The 14,113-nt window shown below is 61.6% G+C and carries 16 protein-coding genes and 1 riboswitch; of the genes, 10 read left to right on the forward strand and 6 right to left on the reverse strand.

The window, feature by feature from the left end; all coding sequences use genetic code 11:
- Window positions 1-106 precede the first annotated feature (106 nt).
- Entirely contained in the window at window positions 107-1,075 is a 969-nt protein-coding gene (locus C2U37_RS02335) for a WD40 repeat domain-containing protein (protein ID WP_041211198.1), read from the forward strand.
- Window positions 1,076-1,089: 14 nt separating this feature from the next.
- Window positions 1,090-1,305 carry a SlyX family protein gene (locus C2U37_RS02340; protein WP_010673249.1) on the forward strand — a complete coding sequence of 72 codons (216 nt, stop codon included), beginning with the start codon at window positions 1,090-1,092 and terminating at the stop codon, window positions 1,303-1,305.
- 62 nt (window positions 1,306-1,367) lie between these two features.
- Here C2U37_RS02340 and C2U37_RS02345 read toward each other — a convergent pair whose 3' ends face one another.
- Entirely contained in the window at window positions 1,368-2,006 is a 639-nt protein-coding gene (locus C2U37_RS02345) for an FKBP-type peptidyl-prolyl cis-trans isomerase (RefSeq protein ID WP_010673248.1), read from the reverse strand.
- Between the two features lie 146 nt (window positions 2,007-2,152).
- Entirely contained in the window at window positions 2,153-2,359 is a 207-nt protein-coding gene (locus C2U37_RS02350) for a YheV family putative zinc ribbon protein (RefSeq protein WP_010673247.1), read from the reverse strand.
- Window positions 2,360-2,398: 39 nt separating this feature from the next.
- Between C2U37_RS02350 and C2U37_RS02355 the strand changes: the two genes are divergently transcribed.
- The 3 genes from C2U37_RS02355 (at window position 2,399) to C2U37_RS02365 (ending at window position 5,167) form a co-directional block, all read left to right on the forward strand.
- The gene (locus tag C2U37_RS02355) at window positions 2,399-3,085 is read left to right on the forward strand and encodes a hypothetical protein (RefSeq protein ID WP_104451751.1); all 687 of its coding nucleotides are present in this window, start codon (window positions 2,399-2,401) and stop codon (window positions 3,083-3,085) included.
- Between the two features lie 138 nt (window positions 3,086-3,223).
- On the forward strand, window positions 3,224-4,123 hold the full coding sequence (locus C2U37_RS02360; RefSeq protein ID WP_043152627.1) for a chemotaxis protein: 900 nt from the start codon (window positions 3,224-3,226) through the stop codon (window positions 4,121-4,123).
- Between the two features lie 60 nt (window positions 4,124-4,183).
- Entirely contained in the window at window positions 4,184-5,167 is a 984-nt protein-coding gene (locus tag C2U37_RS02365; protein WP_104451752.1) for a hydrolase, read from the forward strand.
- Here C2U37_RS02365 and C2U37_RS02370 read toward each other — a convergent pair.
- A complete protein-coding gene (locus C2U37_RS02370) occupies window positions 5,149-6,300 on the reverse strand; it encodes a GGDEF domain-containing protein (RefSeq protein WP_104451753.1) in 1,152 nt (383 codons plus the stop codon). The genes C2U37_RS02365 and C2U37_RS02370 overlap by 19 nt on opposite strands.
- 89 nt (window positions 6,301-6,389) lie before the next feature.
- On the opposite strand from C2U37_RS02370, the gene C2U37_RS02375 reads away from it, so the two are divergent.
- The 3 genes from C2U37_RS02375 to C2U37_RS02385 all read left to right on the forward strand — a co-directional run bounded on the left by C2U37_RS02375 (window position 6,390) and on the right by C2U37_RS02385 (window position 8,290).
- Window positions 6,390-6,635 (forward strand): YheU family protein, encoded by a 246-nt coding sequence (locus C2U37_RS02375; RefSeq protein WP_010673242.1) that lies wholly within the window; start codon window positions 6,390-6,392, stop codon window positions 6,633-6,635.
- A 235-nt stretch (window positions 6,636-6,870) separates the two neighbouring features.
- Window positions 6,871-7,740 (forward strand): phosphoribulokinase, encoded by an 870-nt coding sequence (locus tag C2U37_RS02380; RefSeq protein ID WP_010673241.1) that lies wholly within the window; start codon window positions 6,871-6,873, stop codon window positions 7,738-7,740.
- A 16-nt stretch (window positions 7,741-7,756) separates the two neighbouring features.
- On the forward strand, window positions 7,757-8,290 hold the full coding sequence (locus C2U37_RS02385; protein ID WP_043152620.1) for a lipoprotein: 534 nt from the start codon (window positions 7,757-7,759) through the stop codon (window positions 8,288-8,290).
- Window positions 8,291-8,359: 69 nt separating this feature from the next.
- On the opposite strand, the gene C2U37_RS02390 is transcribed toward C2U37_RS02385, so the two are convergent.
- Complete coding sequence (locus C2U37_RS02390; RefSeq protein ID WP_010673239.1) at window positions 8,360-8,659, reverse strand: hypothetical protein; 300 nt, start codon at window positions 8,657-8,659, stop codon at window positions 8,360-8,362.
- Between the two features lie 48 nt (window positions 8,660-8,707).
- The gene (locus C2U37_RS02395; RefSeq protein WP_010673238.1) at window positions 8,708-9,112 is read right to left on the reverse strand and encodes an OsmC family protein; all 405 of its coding nucleotides are present in this window, start codon (window positions 9,110-9,112) and stop codon (window positions 8,708-8,710) included.
- Window positions 9,113-9,485: 373 nt separating this feature from the next.
- Here C2U37_RS02395 and crp point away from each other — a divergent pair, with 373 nt between their 5' ends.
- On the forward strand, window positions 9,486-10,124 hold the full coding sequence (gene crp / locus C2U37_RS02400; RefSeq protein ID WP_010673237.1) for a cAMP-activated global transcriptional regulator CRP: 639 nt from the start codon (window positions 9,486-9,488) through the stop codon (window positions 10,122-10,124).
- 127 nt (window positions 10,125-10,251) lie between these two features.
- Window positions 10,252-11,052, forward strand: coding sequence for a putative RNA methyltransferase (locus tag C2U37_RS02405; RefSeq protein ID WP_041211190.1), 801 nt, complete (start codon window positions 10,252-10,254; stop codon window positions 11,050-11,052).
- 139 nt (window positions 11,053-11,191) lie between these two features.
- Here C2U37_RS02405 and C2U37_RS02410 read toward each other — a convergent pair whose 3' ends face one another.
- Window positions 11,192-13,789, reverse strand: coding sequence for a glycosyl hydrolase family 18 protein (locus C2U37_RS02410; RefSeq protein ID WP_104451754.1), 2,598 nt, complete (start codon window positions 13,787-13,789; stop codon window positions 11,192-11,194).
- 111 nt (window positions 13,790-13,900) lie between these two features.
- Window positions 13,901-13,987: riboswitch (cyclic di-GMP riboswitch) on the reverse strand.
- Window positions 13,988-14,113: the final 126 nt, after the last annotated feature.

Raw genomic sequence — 14,113 nt, forward strand, 5'->3', positions numbered from 1 at the left:
ACTCTAAATACCGCTCTCGGTTCCTTCGTGAAATGAGAGGTTTATCGTGATAAGCGCCTTATACTAACGCCGTGATCGCAGGTAACGAAAGCATGAGACAGGAAAAATGATCAAAAGTGCCATTTATCTCATCGGTATTTGCCTGATGCTGACGGGGTGCGAACAACGCTCACTTCCCAGCCAGCAGATCCGCCTCGCCAACCAGGGTCTGCTGAGCGCGGATCTCGCCAGTTCCGGCAAGCTCGCGCTGGTCTCCAGCCTGGGTCAGGGCACTGTGGTGTGGGATCTGGAACAGGGCAAAGAGCGCTGGCGCTGGCGCCAGAGCGATGACCAGGAGGAGTTCGTCACCCTGACCCGCTTCTCCCCCGATGACAGCCATGCCATCACCGCCACCCAGCACACCTTCGCCATCTGGCGCTTGCAGGATGGCCGCTCCCAGGGCTACTACTCCCTGCCAGAATCCCGCCTGCGCGATGCAGCGATCTCGGCGGATGGCCGCCAGGTGCTCATCGGCCGTGAAGACGGCAAGGCGGAAGTGGTCGACACCCAGACCGGACGCCGGCTGCAATTCCTCGGCCACACCGAACAGGTCAACACGGTGGATCTCTCCCCCAATGGTCGCTATGCCCTCACCGGCGGCAACGATTACAGCGCCTATCTGTGGGATACCCGCACGGGCCAGGTGGTGTGGCGCTTCAACCACGCCGGGCGAGTCGTGATGGCGAGACTGGATCCGTCCGGACGCTTCGCCTTCACCGCAGACAGTCGCCAGGCCAGCATCTGGGATCTCAAAACCGGCAAGGAGCACAGCCGGTTGCAATACGATCACCGCTTCGAGGTCTACACCAGCGCCCGCTTTGCCAACGGCGGCAACTGGCTCATCACCGGCGCCCCCTCCCGCCAGCTCACTCTGTGGCAGGTGAGTGACGGCCAGCCGTTGCAGAGCTGGCGCGTCTCGCCCCATCCCAAGGTGAAACCGCCTAGCGCTGTGGTCTATGGCGTGGCTTTGCGCGACAATGACCACCTCGTCAGTGCCAGCTCCAGTGGCCTGGCTGAAATCTGGACTATCAAGTAAGGACCAAAAGGCCCATGAGTCAGCAACTAAACGAACGCCTCGAAACCTTGGAAAGCCGCCTCGCCTTTGCCGAATACACGGTGGAGCAGCTCAACGACGAGGTCACCACCCAGGGTCGCGAGCTGGACCGGCTCAAACACCAGATCCATCTACTGGTGGATAAATTGCAGAGCGTACAGCCGAGCCAGATCGCCAGCATGGCCGAAGAGACGCCGCCACCGCACTACTGATGAGTGCCAGCCATAAAAAACCCGCGCCATGCGCGGGTTTTTTATCATCGGCCAGGCCGTGATCAGTGCTGATGGCCCTTGCCACCACAACCGCCACCACCGCAGCAACCACCGTGACCGTGATCGTCGCCGTGATCGTGTGCATGGTTGTGACCATGGCCGCCACAGCAGCCACCGTGGTCATGATCGTGATCATGGCCGTGATCATGGTCATGACCATGATCGTGACCGCAGCCACCGGCGCCGTGCACATGGCCATGGGCCAGCTCTTCGGCGGTCGCGGCACGCACGTCCTTGATCTCGACCTTGAAGCCCAGGGTCACGCCAGCCAGGGGATGGTTGCCGTCCACCTTGATGAACTCCTCGGACACCTCGATGACGGTCACCGGGCGGTGACCATCGTCGGTCTCGGCCACAAAAGTATCCCCTTCAGACACTTCCATACCGTCGAACAGCTCGCCGGGCACTTCCTGCACCAGATTCTCGTCGTACTCGCCATAGGCCTGGTTCGGCGTCAGGGTGACGTCGAACGCCTCGCCCACGCTGCGGCCTTCCAGCTCGGCTTCGAGGCCGGAGACCAGGTAACGGGTACCGTGCAGATACACCAGCGGCTCTTTACCGACAGTGGTGTCGATGACTTCACCGTGTTCGTCGGTGACCGTGTATTCCAGCGTAACCACGCTCAGGGGAGCTACTTTCATGTCAGGGATCCTGCGGATAGAAAAAAACGGGCTCAGAATACCTCAAAAAGGCAGACAAGCATATGGTCGGCCCGGCTTCAGTGTGATGAAAAAGTCATCAACAGCGACCAGCCTGACCGGCGTACCATCACCTTGAGGCATGGCACTCACTCGGGACGAAACACCCCTATCACCTGCTCCGCCTCGCGCGTCGCCTTGTCCACCTGCTCCTGGGTCTGCACCTGGGTATCCCCGCACTCGACACAGGTCACCTTCTCGACTCCATGCTCCATATACAGCATCATGGTGTCCATCTTGCCGCACGCCGGGCAAACTGCCCCGGCAATGAAGCGTTTTTTACGTCTGGTTTCCATTTTTGTTACCTCCAGGCAGCATCATATCAGGGTTTTTACATGCATCACGCCATCGAATATCAGCATTTTTCCACTTCCACCCTTCAGGTCGGCCCCCGCAAGCGCTCCCCCATGGGCCAATTGCTGCGCGTCACCCAGGGGGTGGCGCTGCTGAAATTGGGTGCCCATGAGCTGCTGCTGACACCTGGCAGCCACTTCTGGCTCTGTGCCGATGCCCTCGCCGCCTTCACCCCTCTGGCTGGCTGCCAGCATGATCTGCTGGCCTGCTCCGTGCGGGTGCCCCAGCCCGCCCAGGCTGGCTGGTTGCAGGCAAGCCCGTTGATGGACGCACTGCTGGACAGCCTGGCGGTCTGGTCACGCCCACGCGACTGGCAAGGCCCCTATGGGCAGCGGCTGCAGGTGGTGGGGGATGAGTTGCACGGCTGCACCATCTCGTCACTGGGGGATCAGGCACTGCAAGATGCCTGGCAAGCCCTGGCCAGAGCGCAGCCGGATAGCGTGGCTGCCTGGCAGACCCTGCTGGACACTCGCGGTCTCGAGGGCCCGGACGCCCGGGCACTGCAGGATCAGTGGCAACTGTTGCAGGGGATTCGCCTGCTGCGAAGCGGCAGCGCACCGTCACAGGTGGTGAGCAGGCTGGGTTATCGGGATGAAAGCGCGCTGGCCGAGGCTCATCTGCAATGGCTCGGGGCGCCCCTCTCCCCTCAGCCGTCCGCGACCCGATAAGAGAGGCATAAAAGGATGGCAAAAGAAATCCAGTTTTGCGGCTCACCGCCGCTAACAACAAAGGAGTCATTCATGTCACCATCCTTTATGCTGAACACCCGATTGACCGTCACCGACTAGATCAACAGGACATCCGCCATGACGAGCAAGGCCAACCAATCCCAGGGCATGTTGCTGTTCCACCTCTCTGCCAGACAATCCTTCGCCATCGGTACCCTCAAGGTGAAGGAGATCGTGCCCTACACCCAGCTCACCGCCCTGCCACAATCCCATCCCACCGTGCTCGGGGCCGCCAGCATGCGCGGCACCACCATCCCGGTGATCGACATGGCAATGGCCGTGGGCTATCGCCCCATCAGCCGGGAGGAGATGCCCCACTGCTTCATCATCATCACCGATTGCCGCCGCACCCTGGTGGGCTTTCTGGTGCGGGGCATCGACAAGATCACCGAGTGCAACTGGCGTGACATCGAGCCGCCCCCTCCCTCCTTGGGACAGAACGTCTTCGTCACCGGCGTGACCCGGGTGGGAGAACAGTTGATCCAGTTGCTGGATGTGGAGCTCATCCTGTCGCGGGTCTATCCGGACGATCCCAGCCATCTCTACCCCGTGCTGACCGACGTGCAGCGCGAGCGGCTCAAGCCGATGCGGATCCTGCTGGTGGACGACTCCTCCGTCGCCCGTCGCCAGCTCATGGCGGCGCTCGATTACATCAACATCCCCTACGAGGTCTGCACCAACGGACGCGACGCCCTCACCCTGATGCAGACCCGAGTCTCCCAGGGCACGCGGATCGACATCCTGGTGAGCGATATCGAGATGCCGGGGCTGGATGGTTACGAGCTGGCCTTCGAGGTGCAGAGCGATGCCAAGCTGGCGGGAGCCTACATCATCCTGCACACCTCCCTCTCCAGCGAGATCAGCGTGGAGCGGGCCCATCAGGTCGGCGCCCACGAGGCGCTCACCAAGTTTGAAGCCAACGAACTTATCCAGGCCATGCTGCGCGGCGCCGAGCACCACGATCGTCTGCTGGCCTGATGACGCGGCGAGCCAAGGGCTCGCCGCCCCCTTTTCCTCCCTGCTCTTCCGAGTCGTTGCATGTTGACAGAAAGCCACTTTCACGCCCCCTGGTGGGCCCGCAACCCCCATCTGCAAACCATTTTGCCCAAGTGGCTGCGCCGCTCGCCTGCCCGCTTCATCCAGGAGCGCTTCGAACTCCCGGACGGCGATTTCGTCGATCTGGCCTGGAGCGGCGAACCCGGCCAGGATGAACAACCCCTGGTGGTGGTGTTCCACGGACTGGAGGGGAGCATTCACTCCCACTATGCCAAGGGACTCTTTGCCCACCTGCAGCGGCAAGGGAACGAGGCGGTGCTGATGCACTTTCGGGGGTGCAGTGGCGAGCCTAACCGGCTGCTGCAGGCCTATCACTCGGGCGCCATCGAGGACGCCCAAGCGGTGATTGCCGAACTGGAGCGGCGTTTTCCAGGCCGGCCTCTGGTCGCCATCGGCTATTCCCTGGGGGGCAACATGCTGGTCAATCTGCTGGCGCGGGCCTGCCCGGCACCATTGAAAGCGGCGGTGGTAGTGTCGGCCCCGCTGCAACTGGCAAGCTGTGCCGATCGGGTCAATCAGGGCTTCTCACGGGTCTATCAGAACTACCTGCTGCGGACCATGCGAACCAACCTGCAAAGCAAGATCCGGCGCCAGAGCGCGGCACGGGCGCGCTGGCAGCCGGCCCAGATCACCCGCATCGCCACACTGAGGGAGTTCGACGAGCTGGTGACAGCACCGCTCCATGGTTTCGAAAGCGCCGATCACTACTACCAGACCTGCTCCGGCCTGGGCCTGCTGGCCCGTATTCCCATACCGACCCTCGTCATTCACGCCGCCGACGATCCCTTCATGACCGATGCCGTCATTCCGGCGGCGGAGCAGCTCTCCCCTCTGGTGCGCTACGAGCTGAGCCGCCAGGGCGGCCACGTGGGCTTCCTGCACGGCTCTCCCTGGCGCCCCCGCTTCTGGCTGGATGAGCGCATCAGCCAGTGGTTGCGGGAACAGACTCAGGGCGCGAACCGGTAACCGTTGCGCCCCTCTTCCTTGGCCTGATAGAGGGCGCCATCGACCCGCTCGAGCAGCATGACGAGGCTCTCCCCGGCTCGCCACTGGGCTATCCCCTGGCTCAGGGTGAGGTGGGGGGCTACGTCGGAATCCTCATGGGGCAGAGCCCTGGCCGCCAGAGTAGCGCGAATGCGCTCCGCCACCTCCTGGCCACCGGCCAGCGTCGTCTCCTGCAGCAACACCACGAACTCCTCTCCCCCGTAGCGCGCCACCAGATCACCGGGCGCCCGCACACTCTCCTCCAGGCACTCGGCCACCAAGATCAGGCACTCATCCCCCGCCTGATGACCATAGCGATCGTTGTAGCGCTTGAAGAAATCCACATCGAGCAGGATCACGGTGAGCGGTACATCCTGGGTGGTGCCTTGCGCAATGGCACGCTTGCACGCCTGATCGAAGTGGCGACGGTTGGCTATGCCGGTCAGGGGATCCCGGTTGGCCATGGCATTCATCTTGTTTGCCAGCATCAGGTTGTCGTGCTCCCTTGACACCGCAAGCTCGAACCAGCCGTTGAGCATGCGCCGTCCCGTCTCCAGCACCACTAGCAAGACCCCGACCACGATGGTGTTGACCAGAACAAAGGGCTCAGGACTCCAGGAGGCTCTCATCAGCAAGAACAGCAGGGGGACCGACACCAGTGCGTAAAACAGCCGCACATCGCAATACGCGGCGACGAGACCGGTCAGCAGCAACAGACTGACCATGTTGAAAATGAAACTGAAGCCCCCCTTCAAGTCGACGATCGAGATGGTGTAACCCACCATGGCCCAGGCCAGCCCCCAGGCCAGGGCACAGACGCACAGGGACACCAGCCAGATGACATGGGATTGACGGGAGAGCCAGCCCCACCCGAGCGGCAGCAGCAGGCCAACACCTATCATGGCAAAGAGCTGCCATTTGTATGACCAGGGCAGGTTGCCGACCAGTACCAGGTGTGCATCCCGATAGATGTAGAAGCGGGTCAGCAGAAATACGAGGGCGATGAGATTGATGACCCAGTACCAGCGCAAACCGGCGCTCAGGGCGCGGCGGCGGGCATCGAACAGGTGCTGTTCGAATTGACTGGAGGGTCGGCGTGCGTCAATGGATTGCATGGCACCCCTCGTCCAAAACGAGACAAATCCCTTGCGCTTGCCGACCAGACATCGACAATATCCGCAACCCACTGAGTGAAGATGAAATCATGATTATCCCCTGGCAAGAACTGGAGCCGGACACCCTCACCAACCTGCTCGAACACTTTGTGCTGCAAGAAGGCACCGAATACGGTGAACAGGATGTCAGCCTGACCGACAAGGTCGAAGCAGTCAGGCAACAATTGCTACAAGGTAGCGCCGTGCTTGTCTACAGCGAGCTGCACGAAAGTGTCAATGTCGTCCCAAAGACTCATTTAAGCAAGTCACCCACTGACGACTTCCCCCAAGCGTAACGCGGTCACGGCTTATCGGGCGGCTCACCCCGCCCTCCCCCTATCCAACTCGCACCATCAGGCCGCATGGCCAGCTCGCCACCCAGCAGCGCCTATTCCGGCGTCCCCAGCGCACAGGGCAGCCCTCGTTCACCGCTATTGTCGGGAAGCGTGGGGGCAGCGGGAGGATGACGGCGCACTTGACCGCACTTTGGGCCACCCCTTATAACGGAACTCCCAAGGAAGAGAGAATTCTATGTCGGCCAAGCATCCCATCATCGCGGTCACCGGTTCGTCCGGTGCCGGTACTTCCACCTCCACCAACGCCTTCCGCTCCATGTTCCACCAGCTTGGATACAAGGCGGCCGTGGTCGAGGGGGACAGTTTTCACCGCTACACCAGGCCCGAAATGGACGTGGCGATCCGCAAGGCCCGGGAGCAGGGGCGGCATATCAGCTACTTCGGCCCTGAGGCCAACGACTTCGGTCTGCTGGAGTCCTTTTTCCAGGAGTATGGCCAGAGCGGCACCGGCCAGTATCGGCGCTATCTGCACAGCTTCGACGAGGCGGTGCCTTTCAACCAGATGCCGGGCACCTTCACGCCCTGGCAGGATCTGCCCGGCGAGACGGATCTGCTGTTCTACGAAGGACTGCATGGCGGCGTAGTCACGGGGGAACACAACGTGGCGCGGCACGTGGACTTTCTCATCGGCGTGGTGCCCATCGTCAACCTGGAGTGGATCCAGAAGCTCATTCGCGACACCTCGGAACGCGGCCACTCCCGCGAGGCGGTGACCGACTCCATCGTGCGTTCCATGGACGACTACATCAACTTCATCACGCCGCAGTTCTCCCGCACCCACATCAACTTCCAGCGGGTGCCCACCGTCGATACTTCCAACCCTTTCAGCGCCAAGGTGATACCCAGCCTGGACGAGAGTATGCTGGTGATCAGGTTTCGGGGCATCAAGCAGGTGGACTTCCCCTACCTGCTGTCGATGATAGACGGCGCCTTCATGTCCAGGATGAACACCATCGTCGTGCCGGGTGGCAAGATGGGCTTCGCAATGGAACTGATCCTGCGCCCCCTGATCCAGCAACTGATCGAAACGGGCAAGATCACCTGAGCCAAGGAGCTTAACGATGCGCGCTGCACTTCTCTCATTCACGCTGGCAACCCTGCTGGGGGGTTGCAGCTCCGGCCCCGCCGCCCCCACGGTCGAAACGGGCACCATGGTGGTTCGCCCGGCGGAGCATTGGACCTACGGGGCGACACCACGCTATGCGCTGGCCGAACAATTCCAGTATGCGGGCAACAGCGCCGCGCCCTGGCTCGAGCCGGTACAGCAGGCCGTCATCCGGCAACTGGACGGCAAAGGCTGGCGCAGCGTTCCCCTGGATGAGGCCGACGTCTGGGTCGCCATCGGGGTAGCTGGCAGCCAGGACATGAGCGATGGCGAGATCTTCTCCCGCCTCGGCATGACACCGGGCCTGAACGCCGCCGCCAATGCCCGCAAGGGGACCCTGGCCGTCGTGCTGCTCGACGGGCATAGCCAGAAAGCGGTGTGGAGCAGCGCCATCCAGCTCGCCAGCGACGTGCCTGTCGCAGAGGAAGCCCGTGGCCAGCTTAGCCAGCAACTGGCCGCCCAGTTGCTGGGCTCGCTACCGTCAGACTGATGTCTCTTTCAACAAAAACGGCCTGCTTCACGCAGGCCGTTTTCCATGCACGCCGTGACGGCATCAGGGTCACTTCAACTCGCAGGTCAGCTGGGTCACACCGCTCTTGACCAGGGTGGCCTGCTTGTCCTGACGGGAGAAGGTAGTCACCCCGTCGGAATAGCTGGCAGTCTCTTTGGGCGACTCGATGCGCCCCAGCTTGTGATAGACACCGGCATAAGGGAACTGCACCATGTCGGCCTGGGCATCATAGGTGATGGCCAGCAACTCTTCCCCGCACTGATACTGGCTGTATTGATACTGGGTCGGCTGCGGCATGCTGCAGGCGGCCAGACCGAACAGGGGAAGCAACATCATCATTTTTTTCATCGCACTTTCCTTATGTCATGGCGTTATCGACGGGACAAACTTTAGCGGTCAACCCTCAAGAATTTGATAACTATGGGTAATTTCTACCGCTTTTTCCAACATCAGGGAAACTGAACAATATTTTTCCATGGACAGATCCACCGCACGGGCGACCTGCTTCTCCGCCAGCCCCTTGCCGGTCACCACGAACTTGAGGTGGATCTGCTCAAATACCCGGGGAACGGTATCGGCGCGGGTCCCTTCCAGTTCGACATGGCAGGCGGTCACGGACTGACGGGCCTTCTCCAGGATGGAGACCACATCGATGGAGCTGCAGCCGCCGACAGCCAGCAGGATCATCTCCATCGGGCTGGCACCTTCACCCGGGTTGGCGCCATCCAGGGTCACCTGATGACCGGACTCGCTCTCCCCCACAAACTTCATGCCTTCCACCCAGCTGACCTTGGCTTTCATCTCTCACTTTCCTCTCAATGACGACGGTTCTAACGCCCATAGCATACCTCAAGCCGGGGTCGAGTGGCACATACGCCAGGATCTTGCCCGTTCCCGGCGATAAAGCTCCGTTTTGCGGCGACAAGCCTCTCCTGCGAAACGGGCGACGACCCAAAGGGAAATAGATCGAAATCAACATCCGACCTCCTCTTCTTGCCTAGAATGCCCCGGACGACGCAGCAGATGGCGGCTCACCGGTGGACGGCAAAACCCCAAAGCCTTGTCAGCACAGGCAAAGGCTCTTATTCTACTGCGACCAAAGAGTAAGGAATGGCAAGCTTGGCAACTTGCCTGGACGCACAGTCCATAAAAATGACACTACAGAGGAAGTCTCATGATCATTGGCAAACCGCAAAGCGATCCCACCCTTGAGTGGTTCTTGTCGCATTGCCACATTCATAAGTATCCCGCCAAGAGCACCCTGATCCACGCCGGTGAAAAAGCGGAAACCCTCTACTACATCGTCAAGGGCACCGTCGCCGTCCTGATCAAGGATGACGAAGGCAAGGAGATGATCCTTTCCTACCTGAATCAGGGGGATTTCCTGGGCGAGATGGGGATGTTCGAAGAGAACGAGAATCCGGAGCGTTCCGCCTGGGTACGTGCCAAAGGCGCCTGCGAAGTCGCCGAGATCTCCTACAAGAAGTTCCGCCAGCTGATCCAGGTCAACCCGGACATCCTGATGCGTCTATCCGGTCAAATGGCCAAGCGCCTGCAACACACCAGCCAGAAGGTCGGCAACCTCGCCTTCCTGGACGTGACCGGCCGCATTGCCCAGACCCTGCTCAACCTGGCCAAACAGCCGGATGCCATGACCCACCCGGATGGCATGCAGATCAAGATCACCCGCCAGGAGATCGGCCAGATCGTCGGCTGCTCCCGTGAAACCGTCGGCCGCATCCTCAAGATGCTGGAAGAGCAGGAGCTCATCTCCGCCCACGGCAAGACCATAGTGGTGTTTGGTACCCGCTGACCGGGTTCCGCCGGCGGCGCCCGCACAGCGCCGTTGGATAAAAAGGCTGCCCATGGCAGCCTTTTCCGATCCTCTCCCCTATAATCCCGAACGCCCCGCCGTCATGGCCTTCGCCAAGAGAACTCCTATGCACCTTCAATGCCCCCTTTGCCGCAGCCCCCTGCACCTTCATGCCGCCTCCCGCGGGGTCTATTGCGACAACAAGCACCACTTCGATCCCGCACCGGAAGGCTATCTGGACCTCATCCCCGGCAAGAAGAACCCCAAGGACAGCGACAGCCGGGCCCTGCTGCGCGCCAAGCGTCGCTTCCTGGAACAAGGCCACCAACTGCCTCTGGTGGACGCTATGGCGAACCTGCTCGCTCCTCTTGGCGAGCGCGAGCTTGTCCACCTCGGCTGTGGCGAGGGGTACTACTGCCGTGCCCTGGCTGAGCGGCTGCCCGGCTGGCAGGTCGGCGGTTTCGATCTGGCCAAGAATGCCATCTTCGCCGCCAACAAGGCGCAACCGGAAGGCCAGTTCGTCATCGCCGACCCGGCGCGCGCCCCGCTGCTGCCTGGCACGGCCCAGGTGCTGCTGGTCAACGACCTCAAGGTCAAGACGGAACTCCTGGTCAGCTGGCTGGCACCGGGCGGCTATCTGCTCCACGTGCAGCCAGGCCCTCGCCATCAGTGGCAATTGCGCGTCAGCCTCAATCCGGTGAGTATGGAACATCCCCTGAGCTGGCCCGCCCTCACCGGGCTTGTCAATGTTGCCCAGCAACGCGCCCAGTTCAGTACGGCGCTGGATCAGGGCCTGCGCGAGCACATTCTGGAGACCAGTCGCCTCGGCTGGCGTGCCAGCGGCGAGCAGCGTCACGCCTTCACCCATCAGGGGCCCGACGCCCTCGAGCAGGATCTGCTGCTCAGCCTGTGGCAAAAACCGCTGTGAACCGGTGACATACCATGAAAAAAGGCCCTGACGGGCCTTTTTGACAAAGCGAGTGCGCTTTTCCCCTGACAGGAAGAGACACCCGACCACGCAGCAAGACAAAAATGGGGCCCTCGGCCCCATTATTCATCACGGCAGATCAGTTGCAGCTCGCCGCGCCCTGATCGACCCAGACGGCGGCCTTGCCGGGCTCATCGCCCTTGGTCCAGTACTGGGCCTTCCACTTGCGGCCGTTGTGGCTGGTGACATCACCGCCGTTGTAGACCACTCCGGCATCCCAACCCAGTTGCACCTGGCTCACCAGTTTCCACTGATCGGCGGTGCGGCTCGGCTCGTTGCCCTGGGTCCAATACTTGGCCTGCCACACCAGTTGCTTGTGGCTCACCTTGTCATTGGTGTTGTAGACGGTACCTGCACTCCAGGCCGGATGGTTGGCCGCATCCGGATCGCTGGCCTCGCAGCCACCACCTGTACTGGCCGGCTTGACGGTCAGGCGGGTAACGGCTGTGGCATCCAGCGCCCCGTCGGTGACCACCAGGGTCAGATCGTAGGCCGTATCACTGGTCACGTTCGAACCCGTTACCACCAGGGTCGCGCTGTCCAGACCGGTGGCGCTGAGCCCGGCCGGCACTGTCCACTGATAGCTCAGGGCATCACCATTGGGGTCGGAAGCGGTGGCCTTGATGCTCACCTGCTTGCCGGCCTCGACGGTCGCACTGGCCGGTACGCTGACCACGGGGGGCAGGTTCGGCTGCGGCGCCTTGTTGGTGACCACCACCTGATCCTTGGCCGAGAGCCCCTGATCGTCGGTCACGGTCAGCTCGAACACCAGATTGATGTCGCTGCTGACGGCATCCAGTACCGCACGGGCCTTGGCCTGGGTGGCATCCAGCAGGCTGGCCTGGGGTCCGGAGACCTGTTTCCAGCTGTAGGTCAGCGCCCCGTTTTCCGGATCATGGGAGGCGCTGCCGTTGAGGGTCACCTCGGCCGGGCCGGTGGCACTCAGATCGCTGCCGGCATTGGCAACCGGCGGCTTGTTGACCGGCGGCAGCGTACCCTCGCCGTGGCCCAGCCCCTCGTGCATGGCGTTGAGGATGTCGCCGTTGTCCGCATCAATTTCCCAGGCGAACAGACCGCCGAGCTGGTTCGCCAGCACGTACTGCCCCTTGGCCTTGACCGAGCGGTCGTTGTCGAAGGTAATGAGGTCACCACTGCTGGCCTTGAAGACATAGGGGGCCTCGGCCGACTCGTCATAGCCCTGCTCCCAGCCTGCGCCCATGCGGTTGTTGACGATGTCGCGGTAATCCACCACGCCATTTTCCCAGGTACCGCTCACCGGTCCGGTGGCGGTGCCGGTGAAGGGGTTGCCGGCCTGGTAGTTCTTCACTCCGGTCCAGCCACGGCCATACATGGCCGCCCCCACCACTATCTTGCCCGGTGTCACCCCCTGACCCAGCAGCGCCTTGACGCCCTTGTCGGTGGTGTACTTGGTGGCCGGATCCCAGCTGGAGGCAAAGAGGTTGGTCTGGTGGGCCAGATTCGTCAGGTCGAAGGCGCCGCTGAAGTCGTAGCTCATCAGGAAGATGTGGTCCATGTACTGCTGGGCCGCCTGATAATCCACCTTGGCAATCTTGTCACCGCCGGCGCTGATGGCCGAGGTCAGCTCATACTGGCGGCCGGTCTCGGCTTCCAGTTCATCGAGCATGGCTCGCAACTCCTTCATCAGCACCACATAGGTGGCGCCGTCATTCGGGCCGCCCAGGCTGGGGTTGGCCCCCTGTCCGCCCGGGAACTCCCAGTCGATGTCCACGCCGTCGAAGAATTTCCAGGTCTGCAGGAACTCTTTGACCGAGGCGACGAAGGTATCGCGCTTGGTCTTGTCACCCAGGAAATAGAAGGGATCGGAGAGGGTCCATCCGCCGACCGACGGCAGGATCTTGAGGTCCGGGTGGGCCTGTTTGAGGGCCATCAGGTTGCCGAAGTTGCCCTTGTAGGGCTCATCCCAGGCGCTGAGGTTGCCCTGGGACATCTGGATCGCCGCCCAGGGATCATGGATGGAGACCTTGAAGTCTTCGCGGCCCGCACAGGAGCGCTGCAACGCCTCGAAGCTGCCCGAGATCTCTTTGAGGCTGTCGTTGATGCCGTTGCCACCGCAGATGGGGGTGAAGCCGTAGAGGATATGGGTCAGGTTCTGGGCCGGGATCTTGTCCACGGTAAATTTGCGACCATAGACACCCCACTCCACGTAGTAGGCCCCCACCACCTTGCCGGACTTGTTGGCGTAGGGCTTGTTGTTCTCCTTGAGGGGCGCATTGAGCGGCGCCAGGTGGCTGCCGTCGGTATCGGCGACCATCAGCTCCTTCTTGTCGGAGAGGGTGCAGCCGTCGGCGTTGCACAGGGCCACCTGCATCTGGTAACGCCCCCCCTTGGTGACCTTGAAGTTGGCGGTACCCGCGGCGGAGGCCGGGCCTGACCACACCTCCTTGCCATCCAGCAGTACCTTGGCGGTCTGTCCGACGTCACCGGACCAGAGGTTCCAGGTCACGCTGACGGGAGCGCCATCCTTGTGGACGGTCACCAGCTGGTTGTAGGCCGAAGCGGCCTGATTGACTTCAACGATGGCAAACTTGGTGGGGCCGGAGCCAATGGTGGGTTTGCCCGGGGCAGCGGCGAAGGCGGAGGTAGTGCAAAGCCCCCCGACCAGAAGCGCCAGCAGGGAAAGTTTTGGACTTAACATATTTGAACTTCCTTATTTCGTTATTGGAATTAACAACGAAAAAGGCAACGCAACCTGCCAGGTAACGCAGACAACATCGCAACCATGGCTTGGCCCATGGACGATACAACCTGTGGTGGCCCCGCTATCCTAGGTACGCAGACCCTTAGACCGGAAGCTTTGCGTCCCGGACTTTCATCCGGTTTGCCTTTTTGCACAACTTGATTTGCGACAAAAATAATCGCCGAATGACTATAGAGGAGAGTCGCCCGGGTGCCACCTGCCAAAAGTGACACCCAGCAAGACTCAATTATCACCAATCACGAAAAATGGCGACGAAAATGG

The organism is Aeromonas sp. ASNIH1 (assembly GCF_002934285.1).
Taxonomy (GTDB): Bacteria; Pseudomonadota; Gammaproteobacteria; order Enterobacterales; family Aeromonadaceae; genus Aeromonas; species Aeromonas caviae.

Bases quoted from the DNA above. Each gene is read 5' to 3' on its own strand.
- C2U37_RS02360 (WP_043152627.1), top strand. From the start codon at position 3,224: ATGACGAGCAAGGCCAACCAATCCCAGGGCATGTTGCTGTTCCACCTC.
- C2U37_RS02390 (WP_010673239.1), bottom strand. From the start codon at position 8,659: ATGAAAAAAATGATGATGTTGCTTCCCCTGTTCGGTCTGGCCGCCTGC.
- C2U37_RS02365 (WP_104451752.1), top strand. From the start codon at position 4,184: ATGTTGACAGAAAGCCACTTTCACGCCCCCTGGTGGGCCCGCAACCCC.
- C2U37_RS02395 (WP_010673238.1), bottom strand. From the start codon at position 9,112: ATGAAAGCCAAGGTCAGCTGGGTGGAAGGCATGAAGTTTGTGGGGGAG.
- C2U37_RS02355 (WP_104451751.1), top strand. From the start codon at position 2,399: ATGCATCACGCCATCGAATATCAGCATTTTTCCACTTCCACCCTTCAG.
- crp (WP_010673237.1), top strand. From the start codon at position 9,486: ATGATCATTGGCAAACCGCAAAGCGATCCCACCCTTGAGTGGTTCTTG.
- C2U37_RS02375 (WP_010673242.1), top strand. From the start codon at position 6,390: ATGATTATCCCCTGGCAAGAACTGGAGCCGGACACCCTCACCAACCTG.
- C2U37_RS02405 (WP_041211190.1), top strand. From the start codon at position 10,252: ATGCACCTTCAATGCCCCCTTTGCCGCAGCCCCCTGCACCTTCATGCC.
- C2U37_RS02345 (WP_010673248.1), bottom strand. From the start codon at position 2,006: ATGAAAGTAGCTCCCCTGAGCGTGGTTACGCTGGAATACACGGTCACC.
- C2U37_RS02385 (WP_043152620.1), top strand. From the start codon at position 7,757: ATGCGCGCTGCACTTCTCTCATTCACGCTGGCAACCCTGCTGGGGGGT.
- C2U37_RS02340 (WP_010673249.1), top strand. From the start codon at position 1,090: ATGAGTCAGCAACTAAACGAACGCCTCGAAACCTTGGAAAGCCGCCTC.
- C2U37_RS02350 (WP_010673247.1), bottom strand. From the start codon at position 2,359: ATGGAAACCAGACGTAAAAAACGCTTCATTGCCGGGGCAGTTTGCCCG.
- C2U37_RS02335 (WP_041211198.1), top strand. From the start codon at position 107: ATGATCAAAAGTGCCATTTATCTCATCGGTATTTGCCTGATGCTGACG.
- C2U37_RS02380 (WP_010673241.1), top strand. From the start codon at position 6,871: ATGTCGGCCAAGCATCCCATCATCGCGGTCACCGGTTCGTCCGGTGCC.
- C2U37_RS02370 (WP_104451753.1), bottom strand. From the start codon at position 6,300: ATGCAATCCATTGACGCACGCCGACCCTCCAGTCAATTCGAACAGCAC.
- C2U37_RS02410 (WP_104451754.1), bottom strand. From the start codon at position 13,789: ATGTTAAGTCCAAAACTTTCCCTGCTGGCGCTTCTGGTCGGGGGGCTT.